The 19,358-nt window shown below is 55.7% G+C and carries 19 protein-coding genes; 15 read left to right on the top strand and 4 right to left on the bottom strand.

From position 1 onward, the window contains the following. Window positions 1-98: 98 nt before the first annotated feature. On the top strand, window positions 99-872 hold the full coding sequence (locus FE788_RS02290; protein WP_138379113.1) for a hypothetical protein: 774 nt from the start codon (window positions 99-101) through the stop codon (window positions 870-872). A gap of 28 nt (window positions 873-900) precedes the next feature. After that, complete coding sequence (locus tag FE788_RS02285) at window positions 901-1,779, top strand: SDR family oxidoreductase (protein WP_138379112.1); 879 nt, start codon at window positions 901-903, stop codon at window positions 1,777-1,779. A gap of 19 nt (window positions 1,780-1,798) precedes the next feature. Here FE788_RS02285 and FE788_RS02280 read toward each other — a convergent pair whose 3' ends face one another. Further along, window positions 1,799-2,578 carry an alpha/beta hydrolase gene (locus FE788_RS02280; RefSeq protein WP_138379111.1) on the bottom strand — a complete coding sequence of 260 codons (780 nt, stop codon included), beginning with the start codon at window positions 2,576-2,578 and terminating at the stop codon, window positions 1,799-1,801. A 201-nt stretch (window positions 2,579-2,779) separates the two neighbouring features. Here FE788_RS02280 and thrS point away from each other — a divergent pair, with 201 nt between their 5' ends. The 5 genes from thrS (at window position 2,780) to FE788_RS02255 (ending at window position 10,443) form a co-directional block, all read left to right on the top strand. Continuing rightward, complete coding sequence (gene thrS, locus FE788_RS02275; protein ID WP_138379110.1) at window positions 2,780-4,705, top strand: threonine--tRNA ligase; 1,926 nt, start codon at window positions 2,780-2,782, stop codon at window positions 4,703-4,705. A gap of 124 nt (window positions 4,706-4,829) precedes the next feature. Next, window positions 4,830-5,351: a translation initiation factor IF-3 gene (gene infC, locus FE788_RS02270; RefSeq protein ID WP_168190227.1), complete on the top strand. Its 522-nt coding sequence runs from the start codon at window positions 4,830-4,832 to the stop codon at window positions 5,349-5,351. Window positions 5,352-5,440: 89 nt separating this feature from the next. Continuing rightward, complete coding sequence (locus tag FE788_RS02265) at window positions 5,441-5,644, top strand: hypothetical protein (protein ID WP_138379109.1); 204 nt, start codon at window positions 5,441-5,443, stop codon at window positions 5,642-5,644. Between the two features lie 605 nt (window positions 5,645-6,249). Next, entirely contained in the window at window positions 6,250-7,329 is a 1,080-nt protein-coding gene (locus FE788_RS02260) for an efflux RND transporter periplasmic adaptor subunit (protein ID WP_138379108.1), read from the top strand. Between the two features lie 3 nt (window positions 7,330-7,332). Beyond that, window positions 7,333-10,443 carry an efflux RND transporter permease subunit gene (locus FE788_RS02255; RefSeq protein WP_138379107.1) on the top strand — a complete coding sequence of 1,037 codons (3,111 nt, stop codon included), beginning with the start codon at window positions 7,333-7,335 and terminating at the stop codon, window positions 10,441-10,443. Between the two features lie 172 nt (window positions 10,444-10,615). Here the strand turns inward: FE788_RS02255 and FE788_RS02250 are convergent, their stop codons facing one another. After that, window positions 10,616-11,548 carry a TraB/GumN family protein gene (locus FE788_RS02250; RefSeq protein WP_138379106.1) on the bottom strand — a complete coding sequence of 311 codons (933 nt, stop codon included), beginning with the start codon at window positions 11,546-11,548 and terminating at the stop codon, window positions 10,616-10,618. 415 nt (window positions 11,549-11,963) lie between these two features. Here FE788_RS02250 and rpmI point away from each other — a divergent pair, with 415 nt between their 5' ends. The 4 genes from rpmI (at window position 11,964) to pheT (ending at window position 16,121) form a co-directional block, all read left to right on the top strand. Continuing rightward, complete coding sequence (rpmI, locus tag FE788_RS02245) at window positions 11,964-12,161, top strand: 50S ribosomal protein L35 (RefSeq protein WP_138379105.1); 198 nt, start codon at window positions 11,964-11,966, stop codon at window positions 12,159-12,161. Between the two features lie 11 nt (window positions 12,162-12,172). Continuing rightward, the gene (gene rplT, locus FE788_RS02240) at window positions 12,173-12,535 is read left to right on the top strand and encodes a 50S ribosomal protein L20 (protein ID WP_138379104.1); all 363 of its coding nucleotides are present in this window, start codon (window positions 12,173-12,175) and stop codon (window positions 12,533-12,535) included. Window positions 12,536-12,636: 101 nt separating this feature from the next. Then, the gene (gene pheS / locus FE788_RS02235; protein ID WP_138379103.1) at window positions 12,637-13,713 is read left to right on the top strand and encodes a phenylalanine--tRNA ligase subunit alpha; all 1,077 of its coding nucleotides are present in this window, start codon (window positions 12,637-12,639) and stop codon (window positions 13,711-13,713) included. A gap of 17 nt (window positions 13,714-13,730) precedes the next feature. Continuing rightward, complete coding sequence (gene pheT, locus FE788_RS02230) at window positions 13,731-16,121, top strand: phenylalanine--tRNA ligase subunit beta (RefSeq protein WP_138379102.1); 2,391 nt, start codon at window positions 13,731-13,733, stop codon at window positions 16,119-16,121. Window positions 16,122-16,233: 112 nt separating this feature from the next. Here pheT and FE788_RS02225 read toward each other — a convergent pair whose 3' ends face one another. Continuing rightward, complete coding sequence (locus FE788_RS02225; protein ID WP_138379101.1) at window positions 16,234-16,995, bottom strand: SOS response-associated peptidase; 762 nt, start codon at window positions 16,993-16,995, stop codon at window positions 16,234-16,236. Between the two features lie 88 nt (window positions 16,996-17,083). Between FE788_RS02225 and FE788_RS02220 the strand changes: the two genes are divergently transcribed. The 4 genes from FE788_RS02220 (at window position 17,084) to FE788_RS02210 (ending at window position 18,588) form a co-directional block, all read left to right on the top strand. Then, window positions 17,084-17,533 (top strand): NUDIX hydrolase, encoded by a 450-nt coding sequence (locus tag FE788_RS02220; protein ID WP_138379100.1) that lies wholly within the window; start codon window positions 17,084-17,086, stop codon window positions 17,531-17,533. Then, entirely contained in the window at window positions 17,530-17,661 is a 132-nt protein-coding gene (locus FE788_RS14325) for a hypothetical protein (protein ID WP_281277177.1), read from the top strand. The genes FE788_RS02220 and FE788_RS14325 overlap by 4 nt, the downstream gene beginning before the upstream one ends. A 63-nt stretch (window positions 17,662-17,724) precedes the next feature. Continuing rightward, window positions 17,725-17,946, top strand: coding sequence for a DUF2842 domain-containing protein (locus FE788_RS02215; RefSeq protein WP_138379099.1), 222 nt, complete (start codon window positions 17,725-17,727; stop codon window positions 17,944-17,946). Between the two features lie 27 nt (window positions 17,947-17,973). Continuing rightward, entirely contained in the window at window positions 17,974-18,588 is a 615-nt protein-coding gene (locus FE788_RS02210) for a DUF1134 domain-containing protein (RefSeq protein ID WP_210414100.1), read from the top strand. A gap of 7 nt (window positions 18,589-18,595) precedes the next feature. On the opposite strand, the gene FE788_RS02205 is transcribed toward FE788_RS02210, so the two are convergent. After that, a complete protein-coding gene (locus FE788_RS02205) occupies window positions 18,596-19,357 on the bottom strand; it encodes a sulfite exporter TauE/SafE family protein (RefSeq protein ID WP_138379098.1) in 762 nt (253 codons plus the stop codon). Window position 19,358: the final 1 nt, after the last annotated feature.

Raw genomic sequence — 19,358 nt, 5'->3', positions numbered from 1 at the left:
TGTAAGCCAAAATGATAGGTCAAAATGACAGGCAAATGGGGCGAGTTCAAGCCTGTCCCATAAATAATATTTACCCCATAAATAAAAAGGGAAACATTATGGTTAAAAAATCTTCAGCATCCTTTCTGGCGGCACCGCTTTTGTTTGGTGGCCTGGGACTGGCCGTGGTTCTGGCGCTTCCGACCCAGCCCGTGCTGGCCCAGTCGCCCGCAGGACAAACCGTGCTCACCCAGGAACCCGTCTATCAGGATGATATTACCTTGGAACTGAAGACCGAAGACTGGCTGACATCGAAATCCGTGCGGCTTTTCATCCACATCACCGCCGCCTTTAACGAAAAAGACAGTCAGTCCATCCGCACCCAGGTGGAAAATCGGCTGCGCCAGATTGCCCCAGAAGCGGACTGGAAAATCACGTCCTTCACCCGCAAACCCGGAGCCGCCGGTCTTGAACAATGGAATATCAGCGCGGAAACCCGCGTCCAGGACAAGGCGCTGGACGGCCTGAGAAACAAAATCAGGGAAAGCAACAAGCCCGGCTTTGAGATCACCTTACGTCATATGACCTATTCCCCCACGGAAGAGGAGGAACAGGCGCTTTATGCGACATTGCGCAAAAAAATCTATGATATGGCCAAAGCCGAACTCGCCACGCTGAATGCGCTGTTCAAGGACCGGAAATATCGGGTGAGCCGCATTGATTTCTCCCCGTCCGCCCTGCAGTATGGGCGCCGGGATATGGCGTTGCAGGAAGCCGCCCCCAAAGCCTATGCCATCAGCCGGGACAGCGGCCCTTCGGACATGGCGGTCTCCCGCAAGATTCAACTGCATGCAACGGTGATTTTAAGCGCCAATCACCTGCCAACCCGATAGGCCGGATGAGCCGGCTCTGGACAGGAAGATGAAAAAACTGTTTTGTTTTGGCCTGGGTTATACTGCCCGGGCCCTGATAGCGGATCTCCATAAACAAGGCGGCTGGCAGTTTGCCGGCACCTGCCGCAGTGCTGAGAAATGCCAGGACATGCGCCTTTTGAATATTGAGGCGCATGTGTTTGACGGACAGACCCCCCTTGAGCCTCTTTGGGACAGGCTGGCGGAATGCACTCATCTGCTGGTTTCCATTCCTCCGGCATCGGAACGGGGGGATCCGGTTCTCGCCTGCCATGAACAGGACCTAGCCCGCCTGAATCACCTACATTGGGTGGGATATCTGTCCACAACTGCCGTTTATGGCGACCGGCAGGGGGAATGGGTTTATGACGACACCCCCGAAGCCCCCACCAGCGCGCGCGGACGGCTCAGATACGCAGCGGAGCAAAGCTGGCGGCGACTGTATCAGGATCATGGGCTGCCGCTGCATATTTTCCGGCTCGGCAGCATATATGGCCCTGGCCGGGGACAGTTGCACAGCCTTTTGACCGGCCGGCTCCAGAAAATCATTAAACCGGGACAGGTCTTTTCCCGCATCCATGTGGACGACATCGTGCAGACACTGCAGGCGTCCTTTGCCCGCCCGCATCCCGGGCGTAGTTACAATGTCGTGGATGACGTCCCCTCGTCCTCGCCCGAGGTCATTGATTATATCTGCGACCTGATGGATCGCCCCCGCCTGGAAGGTGTGGATTTCGACAGCGCCCCCCTGTCGCCACTGATGAAAAGTTTTTACGGGGAAAATAAAAAAGTGGACAATACCCGACTCCATAAGGAACTGGGCGTGACGCTCAAATATCCAAGCTATCGGGAAGGCTACAAGGCACTTGTCGATCAGGTCCGGGCCTGACCTCCTATCTCCCGTGCCCTTATCCGCGAGACATTCCAGCGCGTTCGCTCAGGTCCGCGACCGCCTGACACAGCCGGCGCAGGTCATCTTCCGTCGACAACCGGTGATCCCCCTTTTTGACATAGGTGATGGTCACATCGTCGCTGACAAGATTGTCACAAATCCGCTGGGACCAGTGAGGCGGCACATCCCTGTCTTCCAGCCCATGCAGCAGACGCACGGGGCAATTAAGTTCAATCCCCCCACGCCCGAACAACAGGTGATGATCTCCTTCCTGAATCAGATTCATGGTGATGGGATAAGGCTCCTCGCTGTACTCGCTGGGTTCATAATACACACCGTCCCTTTGCAGCGTTGCCCGAATCCCCTCATCATAAAGATCCCACATGAGTTCCCGTGTAAAGTCGGGCGCGGCAGCAATGCCAACGAATCCCAGAACGCGTTCTGTTATCTCCAGCGCCACAAGAAGGCCGATCCAGCCCCCCATGCTGGACCCCACCAGGATCAGCGGCCCCTGGGTCACCTGTTTCACCACGGCCAAGGCGTCTTCCTTCCAGCGGCCAATGGTACCCTCCTCGAACCGGCCGGAGGATTTGCCATGTCCTGAATAATCGAATCTCACATAAGCCTGGCCTCTCTGGCGGCAAAAATCTTCCAGCGCCAAAGCCTTGCTGCCTTCCATATCCGACATGAATCCGCCCAAAAAGACCACTGTCGGCCCAGTGCCCTCGGTTTTGTGATAGGCAATTTGGCGTCCGTCCGGCAAAACAAGAAAGTCAGGTTGAGCTGTCTGCGTCATGACGTAAGTTTTTCCCTTTGGTTTGTTTCAGGACTATTTTCTTCTGACACTATCCCTCCGGACCACGGATGAAAACCGTTTTTTCCCGGCGCAAACGTGATGGCGGCTTGACTTGAGCGGGAAACCGGATAAGTTCCGGAAGAACTTTTAACCGTTAAAAAACCGCAACACAAGAAGACCGTGACGATGACTGGCCAGAACATGAAGACTGATCAAGTTTCCCTGACTCTGCCGGATGGCAGCATCCGGACCTATCCTGGTGCGGTCACAGGGCTTACTCTGGCCGAAGATATCGGGCCGGGTCTGGCCAAGGCGGCGCTGGCGATTATGGTCAATGGTGAACAATGGGACCTGAGCCGTGAGATCACCGAAGACGCCGAGGTGTCGATCATCACCCGCAAGGATGAGGAAGCCCTGGAACTTTTGCGCCATGACGCCGCCCATGTACTGGCCGAGGCGGTCAAGGAACTTTATCCTGACACTCAAGTGACCATTGGCCCGGCCATTGAAAACGGTTTTTATTATGATTTCGCCCGCAAGGAGCCATTTACGCCGGAAGATCTGGAGAAAATCGAAGCCCGTATGAGAGAAATTGTCGAACGGGACGAGGAAATTATCCGTGAAGTCTGGGACCGGGACGAGGCGATCGACTTCTTCCGCAACATGGGCGAGGAGTACAAGGCGGAAATCATTGCCGACATTCCGCCGGGAGAGGCCATCACCCTGTATCGTCAAGGTGATTTTATTGATCTTTGCCGCGGGCCACATCTGCCCAGCACCAAAAAACTTGGCGACGCCTTCAAACTCATGAAGGTGGCCGGAGCCTATTGGCGCGGTGACAGCCGCAATGAAATGCTGCAACGGATTTACGGCACCGCCTGGCGCGACAAAAAGGAACTGAAAGCTTATCTTGCCCGCCTGGAAGAAGCAGAAAAACGCGACCACCGCCGTCTGGGCCGCGAAATGAATTTGTTCCATTTCCAGGAAGAGGCAGCCGGCATGCCGTTCTGGCATCCCAAGGGCTGGACCATCTATCAACAGGTGGAAGCTTATATCCGCCGCAAACAGATCCAGCACGGCTACAAGGAAATCAGGACGCCACAACTGGTAGACCGCAAGCTGTGGGAAATGTCCGGCCACTGGGACAAGTTCCGCGAACATATGTATACCTCAGATTCCGAGGAGCGGGTGTTTGCCCTGAAACCCATGAACTGCCCCTGTCACGTACAGGTGTTCAACCAGAGATTGGTCAGTTACCGGGACCTGCCGCTCAGGCTTGCGGAGTTCGGATGCTGCCACCGTTATGAACCTTCGGGGGCGTTGCACGGGTTGATGCGGGTACGCAGTTTCACACAGGATGACGCCCATATCTTCTGTCGCGAAGACCAGATCACCAGCGAGACCATCGCCTTTTGCCGGATGTTGCTTGAGGTCTATGAGGATTTTGGTTTTCAAAACGTGCGGGTGAAGTTTTCCGACCGGCCGGAACTGCGGGCCGGATCGGACGAAATCTGGGACAAGGCAGAACAAGCCCTGAAAGACGCTGTGAACGCCGCCGGTCTGGACTATACGCTCAACCCCGGCGAAGGTGCCTTTTACGGTCCGAAACTGGAATTCGTGCTCACCGATACCATTGGCCGGGATTGGCAATGCGGCACGTTCCAGGTGGATTTCGTGCTGCCGGAGCGACTGGACGCCTCCTATATCGGTTCTGACAATGACAAACACCGCCCCGTTATGCTGCACCGGGCGATTCTGGGATCTTTTGAACGGTTTATCGGCATTCTGATCGAACATTATGCCGGACGGTTCCCGCTTTGGCTCGCCCCGGTCCAGGTGGTGGTCACCGGAATTACCTCTGATCAGGACGACTATGTGCGAAGTGTATATGAGCAGCTTCTTGCCGCGGGCTTGCGCGCGGAAATGGACCTGCGCAACGAAAAAATCAATTACAAGGTTCGGGAACATTCCCATGCGAAAGTCCCCGCCATTTTCGTGGCCGGCGCCCGGGAAGCGGAAAAAAACACCGTGACCATCCGTCGTTTGGGCTCAAAAGAACAGGAAACCCTTGATTTAAACGAAGCAATCCATAAACTTGTACAGGAAGCTGCCGCACCGGGCTCATGAAGACTGTGGCCTTAAACCTCTGCCGGTTTTTCATGAACCCCCCCTCGGCACGCTGCCCAAGGACATTTTATTATTAACAACCAGTGGCAGGACGTCACAGGAGGAAACTATAGCTAGAAGACCCATGACACCCCCCCAGGCCCAGAAGGGGCCGCGGGTGAATGAACAAATAACCGAAAAACAGGTCCGCCTGATTGATGCCGAAGGCAACAACAGGGATGTTGTCAGTATTGAAGAAGCCCTGGATCTGGCCGCCGAAGCAGGGCTGGATCTTGTGGAAGTTTCTCCCAACGCCTCTCCGCCCGTGTGCAAGATCCTAGACTACGGCAAGTTTAAATACGAAGCCCAGAAAAAAGCCAGCCTTGCCCGCAAAAAACAAAAAACCATCGACGTCAAGGAAATCAAGATGCGCCCGGGCATCGAAAAACACGATTATGACGTGAAGATGCGCTCCATTGAAAAATTCCTGAATTCCGGCGACAAGGTTAAGGTGACCCTGCGCTTCCGGGGCCGGGAAATGGCCCATCAGGAACTCGGCATGGAAGTTCTCCAACGGGTCCAGGCGGATTTTGAGGACAGAGTCAAAATTGAACAGCATCCCAAACTGGAAGGCCGCCAGATGATCATGATCATGGCCCCCAAATAAAAATATTTTTCTATTGCAATGCAGCAAAGGCAGGTCTAAACAGGGCCTGCCTTTAACATATTTACAATACTCAGTTGCCGGAGCATCTTATGAAAGAAATCAATACCCCCGTTTTGGTTTTTCTGAATGCCATTCTGGCCCTGGGGCTTTTGGCCCTCATCTGGACCCCCATGGTGTTTGTCTACGCGGCCTATGTCGCCGTACCGGTCATGTTTGCCATTTTGCTCAAAATCGTCACTCTGCCGGCCATTCCCCTGACGGATCTCCAGACCGAGTCGAAGGTGACGGATTAAAAGAGCATTTTACAACATCCTGTAAAATCTGGTCTTTTGAATCAGCGGAATTTCTGGTGTATAGTTAGGGCGATTGTACGCCCATAGGCCGTACAGGATAGTCCGCTGACATGTGTAATTCAGGACATGCCGACGTGACTACAAGCAGAACCCGCCGGACGCACATGCGCGGCGGGTTTTCTTGTTTTTCGTCATTGCGAGACGCGCCGGTAATGAAGCAATCCATGTTTACGAATTATGGGTCGCCAGCCCCCCTACCGGGGTTCGCGATGACGTTCTGCCAACGCCGCCAGCCGCTTTTCCTGCGTCATTGCCGCGAAGGCGGCAATTCAGCTCCTCGCCAATGCGGTCTGCAAGTTCTGGGCTCCCGCCTGGGCGGGAGCGACGGACGGGGACTTCGGCAGGTCGTGATCACACGGTCACCAATTCGCAACACACTCTAAAATAAAAAATAAAACGCAGGAAAAAAGAAAACCGGCCGTATAGTGATTAGGACTGGTCAGTTATGGCCTCTTCCAATAAAGTATATATAAATTAAAAATCCGATTTGATTACAGGTTGTTACCCCTAAAATTTCTGGGGGTACAAATATCGGGGATTCAGTAATGTTCTTGAGGCTTCTGTTTATTCTGTTGCTGCTGGCGGCCGGTCTTGCCGCCTATTTTTACCTGCCGAAGGAAACCGGCCCACAAAATTCTGCCGGCTCCCGGGTGGTGCAGGTCATTGCCGCGCCGGTTAAAATGGATGAATTTATCGACACCGTAGAAGCCCTGGGCACCTGTAAGGCCAATGAGTCCGTCATTCTCACCGCCAGCACCACCGACAAAGTGGCCGCCATCAATTTCAGCGACGGTATGGTGGTACGCAAGGGCACTGTCCTGGCCACGCTGGACAATGATGAGGAAATGGCCGATCTCAGGGAAGCAGAAGCCAATCTCGCCGAACAGGAAAGGGAGCTGAAACGTATCCGTGGCCTGGTGCAGGCCAAAACCCTGCCCACCGCCCGACTGGATGCGCAGAAAACCCTGTATGAAAAAGCCCTCGCCCAGGTCCAGATGTCCCGCGCCCGGCTCAAAGACCGGCAGATCATCGCCCCCTTTGACGGCCGACTGGGGCTTCGACAGATCAGTGTGGGCGCTCTGCTCACGCCGGGCACCATCATTACCACCATTGACGATCTTTCGGTCATCAAAGTGGATTTTACCGTGCCCGAAGCCTTTATTTCTGCGTTGAAACAAGGCCAGAAAATCAAGGCTCGATCTGAAGCCTATGACCGGATTTTTGAAGGCACGGTGACCACCATTGACACCCGGGTCAATCCGGTCTCCCGGGCCGTCACGGTACGGGCGGAAATTCCCAATCCCGACATGCTGCTGAGACCGGGCATGCTGCTGTCCATTGACCTGATCAAAAACCGGGCCAAATCCATTATGATTCCGGAAGAGGCCGTGATCATTTATGAAGATCGCAAATATGTCTTTGTCGTTCAGGAGGACAACACCACCGCCCGCCGACAGATTGTCACTGGTCGCCGCCGGCCGGGGGCCGTTGAAGTTCTGTCTGGTCTTGAAGTGGGCGAACTGGTGGTAACCCAGGGCCTTCTGAAAGTTCAGGATGGGACACGGGTCGAGGTCAGACCCCTTTCCCCCGAGGACGGAACCGTCGCCCGCACAGAGGAGAGCTGATCCATGATCCTTTCCGACATTTCCGTTGATCGTCCGGTCTTTGCCACTGTCATCAGCCTTCTGCTGATCACTTTTGGCGTAATGAGCTTCATCGACCTGCCGCTCAGACAATATCCGGATGTGAATCCGCCGGTGATTTCCATCCGCACCAATTATCCCGGTGCGTCAGCCGAGGTCGTAGAAACCAAGGTAACGCAATTGATCGAAGACCGCGTCAGCGGCATAGAGGGCATCAAAACCATTTCCTCCAACAGCACCGATGGTCGGTCTTCTATTACCATCGAATTTTCCATCAACCGCGATCTGGACGACGCCGCCAATGATATTCGTCAGCGGGTCTCAACGGTGCTGAACAACCTGCCGGAAGAAGCCGATCCGCCGGAAGTGTCCAAGGACGATGAAAATGACGATCCGATCCTGTGGCTTAATCTGCGCAGCACCACCATGGACAACCTCAAACTGGCCGATTATGCCCAAAGATATATCGTCGATCGCCTGTCCAGCATTGACGGCGTGGCGCGGGTGCGCACCTCGTCTTCCACCTATGCCATGCGCATCTGGCTGGACCGGGAAAAAATGGCCGCCCGGAATATCACCGCCGGCGATATTGAAAACGCCCTGCGCACCGAAAATGTGGAACTGCCGGCCGGTCGGCTGGAATCCCTGGAACGGGAATTTTCCGTGCGTATGAGCCGCGAATACACAACTCCCGAAGACTTCGCCCGGCTGGTGATCAAACAAGACGCTGACGGTCATCTCACCCGGATCGGCGATGTGGCGCGTGTGGAGCTAGGGGCCGAGGAATACCGGGCTGAGATGCACAGCAACGGCGACTATATGATCGGGCTTGGCATCATCAAGCAATCCAAGGGCAACACTCTTGACGTCGCCCGTGCGGTCAAGGCCGAACGTCTGAAAATCAATCAGACCCTGCCGGCGGGAACCGAAATCGGACTGAGCTTTGATGGCTCCCGCTTTATTGAGGAGGCGATCAACGAAGTTTATAAAACCTTTGCCATTGCCATGGTGTTGGTGGTGTTGGTGATTTATCTGTTTCTGGGCAGCGTGCGGGCCATGCTGATTCCTGCCGTCACGGTGCCGGTGTCCATTATTGCTTCATTTATCTTTCTGAATATTGCCGGCTTTTCCGTCAATCTTCTGACCCTACTAGCACTGGTGCTGTCCATCGGGTTGGTGGTGGATGACGCGATTCTTGTCCTGGAAAACATCTATCGGCGGGTGGAAAATGGCGAACCACCCCTGGTTGCCGCCTATCATGGGGCGCGGGAAGTGGGATTCGCCGTGATTGCCACGACCCTGGTTCTGATCTCGGTCTTTGTCCCGATCGTTTTTATCGAGGGAGAAACCGGGCGCATGTTCACGGAATTCGCCCTGGCCATGGCGGCTGCGGTGGCGTTTTCCTCTCTTGTCGCTCTCTCCCTTTCTCCCATGCTGTGTTCCAAGATCCTGCGCAAAAAAGAACGAGACAATGCCTTCCATGCCGGGGTCAATGCCGGCTTCAAGAAGCTGGAACAGGGCTATAAACGCACTCTCCACTGGCTTCTGAAACATTACTGGATTGTCTTGGTAACCATGGCCGGGGTGATCGTATTGGCGGTGAGCATTTACCGGGAATTGCCCGCAGAATTCATGCCGCTGGAGGACCAGGGCGTGATCTATATTATTGCCAAAGGTCCGGAAGGCAGCAGTTATGAAACCATGCACAAAAAGATGTTCGCCGTGGAAAAAGACCTGCTGGAATATTTGAAAACTGGCGAAGCCTTCAACGTCATTGTGCGGGTGCCCGGCTGGGGCAGCCGGGGCATGAATTCAGGCATCAGCATTTTCCGCCTTGTGGAATGGGACCAACGGGACCGTTCGGCTCAGGAAATTCGCGACGAATTGCGCCGCAAATTGGCCAAACATGTGGATCTCAGGATTTTCCCCAGCATGCCCACCGGCCTGCGCGGGGGATCCGGACAGCCGGTACAGTTTGTGCTTCAGGGCACCGACTATAAGGAACTGGCCCATTGGCGGGACATTATGCTGAACGAACTGGCCGGTTACCCGGGCCTCGTGGGTCTCGACAGTGATTATAAGGAAACCAAACCCCAGATCATGGTGGACATCAACCGCGACCGGGCTGCCGATCTGGGCGTTTCCGTGGTGACCATCGGACGGGCGTTGGAAACCATGATGGGGTCACGCGAGGTCACCACCTTTGTCTCCAGCGGCGAGGAATACCCCGTCATCCTCGAAGGCCGCAAAGGCGACACCCAAACCCCCAACGACATGTCCAACATCTATGTGCGCTCGGACCGCACCGGGGAACTGATTCCCATTTCCAACCTGGTGAGCCTGCATGAAGTGGGCAGTGCCTCGGACCTCAAACGTTTTAACCGGCTGCGCTCCATCACTCTTTCCGCGAGCCTGGCGCCCGGTTATACACTGGGGGAGGTTCTTGAGCATCTGGAAGAAACCGCCCGCACCCATCTGCCCGCCACGGCCCGGATTGACTATAAGGGAGAAAGCCGGGACTTCATGGAAGCCGGCCGCTCCATCTATGTTGTCTTCGGCATGGCGATCATTGTGGTGTTCCTGGTGCTGGCGGCCCAGTTTGAAAGCTTCCGCCATCCGTTCATCATCCTGCTCACCGTACCGTTTGCCATGACCGGCGCCTTTATCGGACTGTATCTCACAGGCCAGTCTTTGAACATCTACAGCCAGATCGGCATCATCATGCTGGTGGGACTTGCGGCCAAGAACGGCATTCTGATCGTGGAATTTGCCAACCAGTTGCGTGACCGCGGCGTCGAGTTCATGGAAGCGCTGCTGGAAGCCTCCCGCAAGCGCCTCCGTCCGATCATCATGACCTCCATCACCACCATAATGGGGTCTGTGGCCCTGGTGCTGGGCAGTGGCGCGGGCGCGGAAACCCGATTTGTCATCGGGGTGGTGGTAATCAGCGGCGTCTTGCTCGCCACCTTCTTTACCCTGTTTATCGTACCGGTGGCCTATATGATTTTCGCCCGCAATACCGCCTCTCCCAATGCGGTGCGGCGGCTGCGGCAGAAAATCGAAAAAAATCTGAGAACGCAGAAAATGGGGGAATAGAGTGGATGGGGCAGCCATCCATGCTCCCGTGGATCGCCGCCTCCTACGGGGGCGCAATGACGCCTCTTTCTTCTTCGCCATTGCGCAACGTAACTTAAGTAACTTAAAGAGAGTGTGAAAGCACCACCATCTATCATTTATGAGGTAACACCCCACGGGAGAGAACGGTTTCCTATTGCACTTTCTCGAAATGATACCCTTTTTCCTCAAGCATACGGATCAGTCCGTCCTGCCCCACCAGATGAGCAGCCCCCACCACCACCATTACCGATTTCCCGGAATTGATGAGATAGGTTAGCTTCGGGATCCAATTCTTATTACGCTGCACCAGAACCGCCTGATACATCTGGGGATATTTTTTCATATCCTCAATCATTCTGGCCGCAATCACTTCGTCCTTACCCGAGGCCCAAGCCTCAATATAGGCAGAAATATAAGTTTCGAAGTCGGACAGTTTGTCCAGCGTGTCAACCAGCATGGCCGTCTGCACCTCCAGCGGATGATCGGACAACGCCATAATCTGCTCTTGAGGGGTTTCCAGACCGGAGATGGTCAGCCCCCGCGCCTCCGCCAAGGCCTGCATGATTTTTTCCACACCACTGTTGGGGTCCAGGCCATAGGACATGATTGACTGTACCGACAGGGTCAGCGCCAGATACCAGGGCTGCAGCCGGGACACCTGTCGTTCTTCAAGCCCCAGGGCTGCTGCATGCTGGACCGCTCTGGCATAATCTTCTTCCTCCAAAAGCCCCTTCAGACTGTATCCCGCCGGCAACATTGAGCGCGACATAACCAGCAGCGCCGTTTCCGATTGCGCCTCGGTTGTCATACTGGTTTCAAACACCAGTTCGTCCACCTCTTCAAATGCCTTGCGCACCTCCCCGGTGAACCAGCGCAGTTCCCGCGGCAGCACATGAAAAGATCCGAACAGATAAACATGCCCGTTCCCGTTTTCCCGTGCCAGCTTCCACAGGGCCGGGCTTGCCTGCTGTGGCACCGCTTGTTCCGCCGTGGCGGCTGTCGTAAAGATCAGGAACAAAAGCAGGAAAATCTGCGGCACGGCCTGCGCAACACGTCGCGGATAGAAGTGTAAAAAAATCGTCATGTCATCCTTCTTCTTGTTGTTTTTGTCTGCCTTTTCAGAACCTTATTTCTTTCAGGTTTTCCTCATTTTTTTAGGTTTTCCTCCGGCCCCCGGGACCACCTGTGGGGGTCAGCATAAGGCGGTCGGCATTTTTATGCCACCCATGTTTTTAGTCTGAAACAATCTATACCAGAGAATATGATAGGAATATGTTTTCCGTTCCGAAGCTTCCCAGCCCCTCCATACCCCGGCCCCTCCATACCCCGGTTCGACAGGCTGGTTCTACAGGCCGGAAATCCTCTTGCATTTGCCGACAAAGGAGGCTATAAGCCTTGCTTCCAGAGGATGGTCTGGCTCTCACAAGGGCATGCCTCGCCATCCGGAAAGCTTTCGCACATCAATGCGAGATTACCGTTTAATTTTAAAGGAAGCTGAAATGCCCAAACTGAAAACAAAAAGTGGCGCAAAAAAGCGCTTCAGCCTTACCGCCAAGGGTAAGGTACGCGCAGGTCAGGCCGGCAAACGCCACGGCATGATCAAACGTACCAACAAACAGATCCGCAACAATCGGGGCACTACCCTGCTCAGTGACCAGGACGCCCGGATCGTTAAGAAATTCCTGCCCTACGGTTAAGGAGACGCATCATGGCACATGTAAAAAGAGGCGTCACATCTCGCGCCCGGCACAAAAAAGTCATCAAGGCCGCCAAAGGATATTCTGGCCGCCGCAAAAATACGATCCGCGTCGCCAGACAGGCCGTGGAAAAAGCAGGTCAGTACGCCTACCGTGACCGGCGCGTGCGTAAACGGCAGTTCCGCGCACTGTGGATTCAACGCATCAACGCGGCCGCCCGTCTGCACGACATGACTTATTCTCGATTTATGAACGGCCTGAAAAAAGCAGGCATCGAACTTGATCGCAAAGTTCTGGCCGATCTGGCCGTTCGTGAACCGGAAGCCTTCAAAGCCCTGGCTGAGCAAGCGCAATCTGCTTTGGCTGCGGCTTAACCTACCGGTTGCTTTCAAGTTTGAAGGGGCCTGTGCCATTGCTGGCGGCAGGTCCCTTTTTATATAGACGCAGGGATAACAGAAACAAAACGGGTGTAATAATGGAAGACCTCCAGACACTGCAAACGGAACTTCTTGATCGGATCCAAGGGGCCGGCGACCTGGCGGCGCTGGAAGAAATCCGGGTCGCCACATTGGGCAAAAAAGGCCGCGTCAGCCTGATGATGCGGGAACTGGGACAAATGACGCCGGAGGAAAAAAAAGAACTCGGCCCCCGTCTCAACACCCTTAAAACCACCCTCAATGCAGCCATCGCCGCCCGTCGCGAAGCGCTTGAAAACGCCCTGCTGAACGAAAGGCTTCAGTCCGAAAAAGTGGACATTACCCTGCCCACCGCCCCCCAACCCGAAGGCGGCATTCACCCGATTACCCAAGTGATTGACGAAGTTACGGAAATTTTCACCGAGATGGGGTTCAGCGTAGCCGAAGGGCCGGACATTGAGGAAGATTTCTATAACTTCACGGCACTGAACATTCCCGAAGAACACCCTGCCCGGCAGATGCACGATACATTTTACCTGCCCGAAGATGCCAATGGCAAACGCAAGGTGTTGCGCACCCATACCTCGCCGGTGCAAATCCGCACCATGATGGCGGGGGAACCACCGTTTCGCATCATCGCGCCTGGGCGGACCTATCGTTGTGACTCGGACGCCACCCACACCCCCATGTTTCACCAGGTCGAAGCCCTGCTGATTGACCGGAACATTCACATGGGGCACCTGAAATGGTGTATCGAGGAATTCGCCCGCCGTTTTTTTGAGGTGGGCGACATCAAGATCCGTTTCCGGCCCAGTTATTTTCCCTTCACGGAACCTAGTGCCGAAGTGGATATCGGCTGCGCATTCAAAGGCGATGAAATTGCCATTGGTGAAGGCAACGATTGGCTCGAAATCATGGGCTGCGGCATGGTTCATCCGCGGGTTATGGAAAATGTCGGCCTCGACCCGAATGATTATCAGGGTTTTGCCTTCGGGATGGGGCTGGACCGGATTGCCATGCTGAAATGGGGTATTCCGGATCTGCGTGACTTCTTTGCCGCCGACCTGCGCTGGCTGAAACATTACGGGTTTACGGCGCTGGACCTGCCATCTCTCAGCACCCAGGGTGTCAAATAAGGGGAAGGATAAGACCGATGAAATTCACACTCTCCTGGCTTAAGGATTATCTCGAAACCGATGCGGACCTGGAAACCATTACCGGGAAACTCACCGCCATTGGCCTGGAAATCGAGGAAGTCACCAATCCCGCCGAAACCCTGGCCCCTTTTGTGATCGCTGAAATTGTTGAGGCGGCGCCCCATCCGGACGCGGACAAACTGCAGGTCTGTAAGGTTAATACGGGCCGCGAAGTGCTGCAGGTGGTCTGTGGCGCGCCCAACGCCCGCACAGGGCTCAAAGGCGCCTTTGCGCCTTCCGGTGCCACCATTCCCACCAGCGGCTTGAAACTGCGTCCCACCAAAATCCGCGGTGTGGAAAGCAATGGCATGATGTGCTCAGAACGGGAACTGGGCCTGGGTGACGACCATGACGGCATTATTGACCTGCCGGCCGATGCCCCCGTGGGGCAAAGTTTCGCAGCCTATGCCGGTCTGGACGATCCGGTGATTGAAATCGCCATCACCCCCAACCGTCAGGATGCGCTGGGGGTTTACGGCATTGCCCGGGACCTGGCGGCGGCCGGTCTTGGCACCTTGAAAATACCGCAGCCTGCGCCCGTTCCTGCCAGCGGGGAAAGCCCGATCAAGGTTCATCTGGGCGCGCCGGAAGCCTGCCCGGTGTTCGCCGGACGTTATATCCGGGGGGTAAAAAATGGCCCCAGCCCCGACTGGCTGCAGCAGCGCCTGAAAGCCATCGGCCTCAGGCCCATTTCCGCCCTGGTGGATATTACCAATTACCTGACCTATGACAGGGCCCGGCCGTTGCATGTTTATGACGCGGACCGCCTCAAAGGGGACATCCGGGTGCGCCTGTCACAGGCTGGAGAAACCCTGGAAGCCCTTGACGACGCCAGTTATACGCTGGACGAAGGGGCCTGTGTGATTACCGATGACAACGGCGTCATCGGCCTTGGCGGCATTATCGGTGGGATGAGCACCGGCTGCGATACCGACACAGTCAATGTATTTTTGGAATGCGCCTGGTTTGATCCGGTCATCACGGCGATGACCGGCCGCAGGCTGGGCATTGAAAGCGACGCCCGTTACCGTTTCGAACGGGGGGTGGATCCCGAAACCGTGCTGAGCGGCATCGAGCAGGCCACCCGCATGATTCTGGAGCTCTGCGGTGGCGAAGCCAGCGACGTTTATCTGGCGGGGGATGTCCCCGATCTCACCAAAACCGTCAATTTGCGTCCTGAACGGGTTCGGGATCTGGGCGGTGTGGACGTGTCTCCTGACGAGGTAAAAGCCATTCTGTCCCGTCTCGGGTTTCAGGTGACGGATAAAGGACAGACCCTGGAGGTTGTTACCCCGTCCTGGCGTGCCGATATTGACGGCGAAGCCGATCTGGTGGAGGAAGTTCTGCGTATTCATGGTTTTGAGCACATCCCCTCCACTCCGCTGCCCAAACCGGGCCGGGTGATCTCTACGGGGTTAAGCCCGTTACAGAAACGTGTGCGGATTGCCAAACGCGCCGCCGCCGCCCGCGGCCTGCGGGAAGCCGTGACCTGGTCTTTCCTGCCGTCTTCTCAGGCAAAACTGTTTGCGGATCTCAAGCCGGAGCTGGTGCTGGAAAATCCAATCAGCGCCGATCTGGATGCCATGCGCCCCAATCTGCTGCCCAATCTGATCACAGCCGCCGGGCGCAATGTGGACCGCGGGGTCAAGAATGTTGCCCTGTTTGAAGCCGGCCATCAGTTTGCTGACGATACATCACAGGGCCAGCACCTGGTGCTCGCCGGGGTACGGCGCGGTCAGACCGGTGAACGTCACTGGGCGGTTAAACCGGAAAATGTGGACGTGTTTGACGCCAAGGCGGATGCGGAAGCCATTCTGCGCGCCATTGGCGCCAAAATCGACAATGCGCAAGTGGTTGCGGAAGCGCCGGCCTGGTACCATCCGGGTCGCAGCGGCGTGATCCGGCTTGGCCCGAAAAACGCCTTGGCCTATTTCGGGGAACTGCATCCCAGAATCCTGAAACAGCTGGATGTCAAGGGACCGCTGGTAGGTTTTGAAATACTGCTGGAGAACATTCCGCTGCCGAAAGCCAAAGCCGGCACCAGTCGCGGTCCTCTCAAGGCGTCTGACTTCCAGGCCGTGGAACGGGACTTTGCCTTTGTCGTAGGGCATGACGTGACCGCAGCACAGCTCATGCGCGCGGCGGCCAGCGCCGACAAAAAACTGATTGAAAACATCAGTGTCTTTGACGTCTATGAAGGCCCTGGTGTGGCAGACGGCAAAAAGTCAGTGGCCCTGTCGCTGCGGCTGCAGCCCCGGGACCGGACCCTGACAGACGAGGAGATTGAGCAACTTTCCGCAAAAGTCATCGCCGCGGTGGAAAAGGCCACCGGCGGCCAGTTGCGCTAATCCTGTCGTCATTTCAAATCCCTGTGTGTCATGCCTGTGTGTCATACCTGTGTGTCATGGATGGCTTCGGCTGTCGCGTCTCGCTGTAACGGTGCAGCGGGGGGGAACGTCATCATCGCCTTCCCCCCGAAAACAGGTCCAGCTGACTTTCGGAACGCTCCACAGTGCCTACGGGGGCAATACATCCTGGCCCTTCATGACGCACATTATTCACATAGCGGCTGACCTCATACGCCATCAGTCGCTCCTCCCTTATGGGAGACAGGCGCGCGAAAATTTCACGGTCCGGCGGATCCGAGGGCCTAAGCCACAGATCATAATCCTCGGGCGCGAGCACCACCGGCATTCTGGGATGCAGTTGTTTCAGAATCCCGTGTGACGGTCGGGTGACGATACTGACCGTTTCCAGCCAGTCTTCCCCGTGCGGCCCCATCCATACGTCCCAGATCCCGGCAAAGGCAAATACCTCACGATCCGGCAGGTGAATAAAATAAGGCGTGCGCGTTGCTCCCGTATTACGCCATTCATAATAACCGTCCGCCGGTACCAGACACCGGCGGCGGCGAAAGGGACCGCGAAAAGACGGCTTGTCAGCGATGGTCTCACGGCGGGCATTGATCAGGAGACGGCCCTGCTTCAGTTCCTTTGCCCAGCCCGGCACCAGCCCCCAACGCATCAGGGCCGCCTCCTTTTCCGGTAAAGGCGCGTCGGGAAGAATCGGCTGATCCCTGTCCGCGCCCTTCAAACGGATCACAGCTACCGGCTGCAATGGCGCAATATTAAACCGGGACGGCAGCGGAAATGACTGACCCAGTTTCAGAAACTCAAGAAACTTCCGGTAACTCTCGCTCGATAATGCATATCTGCCACACATGGTAAACCGCTCAATTCCCCCTTGCCTATTTCGTTCCGATGCCCAATAGTCTGCTCACGCCCGAACAAGCATACAGGAGAACAACTGAATGAAAAGGGAGTATCCCGACCGTCCGATCGTCGCCGTAGGCACCGTGGTGTTCCGCCAGGACGAGGTACTGCTTATCCGGCGCAGAAAACCGCCCAAAAAGGACCGTTGGAGTATTCCCGGCGGTGCCCAGAATTTGGGGGAAAGTCTTCACCAGACAGCGGCACGGGAAGTTCTTGAAGAAACCAGCATCCGGGTGAAGGACCTGGAACTGCTGGATGTGCTGGACCTCATTGACCCGGACGAGAGCGGCGCCATCCGGCATCATTACAGCCTGATCGACTTTGTGGGACTTTATGCGGGGGGAGATATCGTTCCGGGAGATGACGCCATTGACGCCCGATGGGTTCCGCTTGGCGACTTGTCTGATTATGGTTTATGGTCAGCAACGGAAAAGATGATTCTGAAAGGCTACAGACGCAAATATCCGGACGGAAAGCTGAGATTTTGAAAAAATTCCTGAGCACCCTTCAAACACATCTGCGCCTGATGATCATTGCCGTCGTGCTGGGCCTTGGGGCTTATGCCGGAATTCATCTCATGATCTATGTTTTTCGGATGATCGGCCTGATGTCCTGAGTCCCATAACGGAAATACCCCAACCGAGATAAATTGAGAGAGCAACAGATCGAGATACCCGCCATGCGACCTTCCCTGAAAAAACTGTTTGGCATTGTCATCCTCATGATCGGACTGTCTGTCTATGCCTTGCTTGCCAGCCGCCTTATTGAAGCCATTTTTGCAGATCAGATTGTGATGCAGTTGATCTGCTACCTTATTGCAGGTATCGTTTGGATATTCCCGGCTTACTGGGTCCTCAACCGGACCTTTTCTCACAAAGCCGACCAGGATCAGCCCCGCTGAGCGGGCCACTTTTAAAAAGGGGATCACATGCGTAACATCCTGATAACCGCTTTGTTTTCCAGCATGCTGATATTGTCCGGCTGCGCCAGCAGCGGCCAGGGCGACAAACCGGTTGACGGCAGCAAGTACCGCCAGAACCAGGACGGGACCAATTACGCCAATACCTATGATGAAAAAAGCATCATGAACGCCGCGTCCGACTTCCTGGGCGGCGGGTCCGAGGCCCTGGCGAAACTCATTGAAAAGGCGTTCAAGGATCACGGACGGCCCAACGCCTATATCATCGGCACCGAAGGCAGCGGTGCACTGGTGGTGGGGCTCAGATATGGCGACGGCACTCTGTCCCACAAAATCGAAGGCGACAGCCGCATCTACTGGAAAGGACCATCCATCGGCTTTGATGTGGGCGGCAACGCCTCACGGGTTTTTGCGCTGGTCTATAACCTCCATGACGTCCACGACATCTATCAACGCTTTCCGGCCGTGGAAGGCAGTTTCTATTACATCGGCGGCCTGGGGATGAACTATCAGCAAAAGGACGATATCATCATCGCCCCGATCCGGGTCGGGGTCGGCCTGCGAGCCGGCGCCAATATCGGTTATATGCATCTGACCAAGGATCGCGACTGGATCCCGTTCTGATCTCATTTTACAGGAGGGCCCACAGGCCCTCCACCGTGAGCTTCACCCCTACCACAAACAGCACACCGTAAAAAAACACATAAAACAGCCGGTCGGAAAAATTCCGATGCATCCAGGCGCCCAGCCAGATGCCCAGCGGCGCCAGCGGCAGCAGGATCAGCGAGGTTCTGAGATTGCCGGGCGACAGCTGTCCGAGCCAGGCATAAGGGATAAGCTTCACATAATTCACAGTGGTAAAAAACACCACAGAGGTAGCCACCAAAGTTGTTTTGTGCAGCCTGAGCGGCAACAAATACATGGCCACTGGCGGCCCGCCCGCATGCGCCACAAAACTGACAAAGCCGGCAAGCAGGCCAAACAAGCCACCCTTAGCCGGGTTATGTCCCTTGGCCTTCGGCGCGCTTTGCCGCACTTTTGCCCACAGGAAATTCAGAACAAAATAAACCGCCATCAGCCCCACCACCAGACGCAGCATATCCACATTCATGAGATGGAAGGTGAGGGTACCAATGCCAATGCCGATAAGCGCTCCGGGGATCATGAGCCTGAGACTGGTGGCGTCCCAGCCCCGGCGATACTGCCAGAGCGCCAGAAGATCCATGAAACACAAAATGGGCAGCATGATGCCCGCCGCCTGGCGCGGGTCAATCAGCACCGACAGGAGCGGCACCGTAATACTGCCCAGACCATTGGCAAACCCTCCCTTGGAAATTCCGGTCAGCAGAACCAGCGGAGCCGCCAGCAGAAAAAAGGGCAGGCTATCGGCCATA

It is taken from the genome of Luteithermobacter gelatinilyticus, from assembly GCF_005849285.1.
In the GTDB taxonomy this organism is placed as follows: domain Bacteria; phylum Pseudomonadota; class Alphaproteobacteria; order Sphingomonadales; family Emcibacteraceae; genus Luteithermobacter; species Luteithermobacter gelatinilyticus.
This window is presented reverse-complemented; position numbering and strand designations above follow the sequence as displayed.